This is a genomic window from Streptomyces alkaliphilus (assembly GCF_014141535.1).
GTDB classification, from domain to species: Bacteria; Actinomycetota; Actinomycetes; order Streptomycetales; family Streptomycetaceae; genus Streptomyces; species Streptomyces alkaliphilus.
Window position 1 is genome coordinate 1 of record NZ_VKHT01000755.1, and the last position, 2,551, is coordinate 2,551.

Sequence of the window (2,551 nt, forward strand, 5' to 3'; positions counted from 1 at the left end):
CTTCCGGGGAACACCCGGCCCCACCGGGCATGATGGGCCGGCGACCCCGTTCGTCGTCCCACCCCGGAAGGCGCCCATGAGCACGTCGTTCCACGCGGTGCTGATCCGGAGCACCGGCCCCCTCCACCTGTACCGGGTGCTCCACGACGGGGGAGATCGGACCACCCACCTCGTCCTGGACACGGCGGGCGGGGAAGTGTTCCCCGCCGACGCCCACGGCGTCCGCCGGGGGACACTCGTCCTGTCCCTCGTCGACGGAAACCACTCCGGCGAACCGGCTGAAGGGGACGGGCCGTTGGGTGACTTCCTCCCGTCCGCCGCACACATTGCCCGGGCATGGATCAACGACGGGACGCCACCGGAGAAGGTGGTCCGGTACTTCGGGTGACGTGAGATCACCACAGTTGGGAAGGACGGGATATTCGCCTTCCCGGCCCACCCAGTAGCCTGAGGCGCGTGATGAAACCGACGACTGTGCGTGCCCGTGTCCTCGCAGTTATTTTGACAGCGGTCGCGTGTCTGACAGCGGGCTGCTCCTCCCCCGGAGAGGAACAGGAGGGGGCGGAGGAGATCATGGGCGCGGAGACAGCCCCACCCGAATCCCCGACCGGTGCCGCCGAAGGCGAGGAGGCGGGCACGGAGGAAGCCGATGTCGCGGCTCTGGAACAGCTTTACCGGGACTACTGGAAAGCGCTCATCGCTCTTGAGAACGGCGAGGCTCTCGACCCGGGTCTTTTCGAGGGCATCGCCACTCCCGGGGTGACCGAAGAACAGGTTTCGCGTGTTCAGCCGATGAAGGATGACGGGATCCGCCGGGAGGGGGAGCCGGCCGTGGACGATCCCGTCGTGGAGTTGATCTCCGATGACTCCGCCCGCATCGAGTCGTGTGTCGATCCGGAGAACTGGACAGCGGTCCGCAACGGTGAGAATCTGCCGATTCAGTCGGCCGGGAAGTCGCCTCGGGTCGTTCTCGCGGAACGCACCTCCGGAACGTGGTTGATCAGTGAGGAGCGTCCCTCGGAAGAGGCGGTACTCACATGCTGAGAGCCGGGCACACCGTGGGGGTCGGAGGCGTCACCGTTCTCCTCGCCGCTGCCCTGCTCTTCGTGGGTGAGGAGCGGGCTTCCGCTCAACTCTGTACCGACGAGGACAAGATCCTCGTCGATCTCGGAGGGGGCAGCGTTGAGTATCGGTGTCCGATCACGGGACCGGACGGGGCGGGTGGGCCCGGAACCGGAGGCGGCGGAGCCGCGCAGGCCTGTGATCTGGCTCCGGTGGAGGTGAAAGGGCGCAAGGACGCCTCCACCTCCCGGTTCTGTGAAGGTGTGTACGCCTGCTTCATCAACTTCCCGTCGACTGTCTATCCGGATCCCGAGGACTGGCCGGAAGGGCAGCCCACCGAGGACTCGGTGTACACCTACAAAGCGTGCTACGGGCCGGACGGGGCCCGAGCCTACGGCGACTGGGGATGGTTCGTCCCGGACGAGCCGTCGGTCGAGCAGCTGGCCTGGCAGGCGTACGGGCGTCTGGTGCTGCCGGAGTTCTCCCTGGCGTTCAATCCCCCCGAACAGGCTGTGATCTTCGTCGACACGTGGTGGTGGGCCGAGGGGGCCTCACGTGGCCCGCTCCGGGGAACCTCGGCCGGAGGAGTCGTGGCGATCGCCGAGCCCAACCGCATGGAAGTCGACCCGGGAGACGGATCCGGCGTCCTGGGATGTCCGTTTGTGGTGAACGAGTCGGAGGGATGCTCCCACCCCTACACGAAGGCGTCCACGCGGGGAACAGCGGCGGCCGCGAACGGCTCCGCCGCTTACCCGGCTCGCGCCCGATTGCTCTACAACGTGCGGTTCGAGAACAACGGAACTCCTTTGAACATCCCCGGCCTTCCGGAGACGATCGAGACCGAGTGGGTGGAGACGCCCGTGCCGGTGACCGAAATCCAAGCCGTCGTGGTCGAGTGAAACGACGGGCCACGGAGCGCCGCCGGCGTGTGAGGAGGCCGCTCGACGGAGCCCCGGGGTCTGTCGCAAGTGCCTTCCGGGTTTCAGCACCCTGCTTCGCGTGGTTCCGTGGGACCGGGCCGGGGCGTTCCGGAACTGCGGCGGTGACGTGGTGCCGGACCGGTCACCAGCCGTTCGGTCGATCTCCGCGACCGGACGGGAGCTCCCACCCCCCTTCCCGTCCCCCGAAAACCGCCGGCTCCACCGGGGTGGGACCGGCATCCTGAACCGGTGACGACATTCCGCCGCGGGAGGTGTCGGACGGAGCTGACGGGCCCCGTCCGGCAGGTGCCGCTGCCCGATCCCGAGGATGCCCTCGCGCCCTATCAAATGGAGGACGGCCGGGAGTGCCCGCCGTCACCGCCTCCCCGGGCCTTCACCCATGACCCGTCAGATCCGGGGAAAACGCCCGGTGAAGGGCTCGCCGGATCGGGCCGGACCGCGCGAACGGGAAGGGGATGACGATGCGTCTGCGGCACACCCGCCCCACCGACCCGGGCTTCACCCGCCGCCGCCACGGCAGGGGCTTCCGCTACCCGGACCTGTCTCGG

General features: G+C 68.4%; 3 protein-coding genes. All 3 read left to right on the top strand.

Translation table 11 applies throughout. From position 1 onward, the window contains the following. Positions 1-76 precede the first annotated feature (76 nt). The 3 genes from FNQ90_RS19410 (at position 77) to FNQ90_RS19420 (ending at position 1,961) form a co-directional block, all read left to right on the top strand. Positions 77-388 (top strand): hypothetical protein, encoded by a 312-nt coding sequence (locus tag FNQ90_RS19410; RefSeq protein WP_182607538.1) that lies wholly within the window; start codon positions 77-79, stop codon positions 386-388. A gap of 86 nt (positions 389-474) precedes the next feature. Then, positions 475-1,044 (top strand): hypothetical protein, encoded by a 570-nt coding sequence (locus tag FNQ90_RS19415; protein WP_182607539.1) that lies wholly within the window; start codon positions 475-477, stop codon positions 1,042-1,044. After that, the gene (locus FNQ90_RS19420; RefSeq protein ID WP_182607540.1) at positions 1,038-1,961 is read left to right on the top strand and encodes a hypothetical protein; all 924 of its coding nucleotides are present in this window, start codon (positions 1,038-1,040) and stop codon (positions 1,959-1,961) included. The genes FNQ90_RS19415 and FNQ90_RS19420 overlap by 7 nt, the downstream gene beginning before the upstream one ends. The last annotated feature ends 590 nt before the right edge of the window (positions 1,962-2,551 follow it).

Excerpts from the sequence above, each read along its gene's own strand:
- FNQ90_RS19410 (WP_182607538.1), top strand. The coding sequence starts at position 77 with ATGAGCACGTCGTTCCACGCGGTGCTGATCCGGAGCACCGGCCCCCTC.
- FNQ90_RS19420 (WP_182607540.1), top strand. The coding sequence starts at position 1,038 with ATGCTGAGAGCCGGGCACACCGTGGGGGTCGGAGGCGTCACCGTTCTC.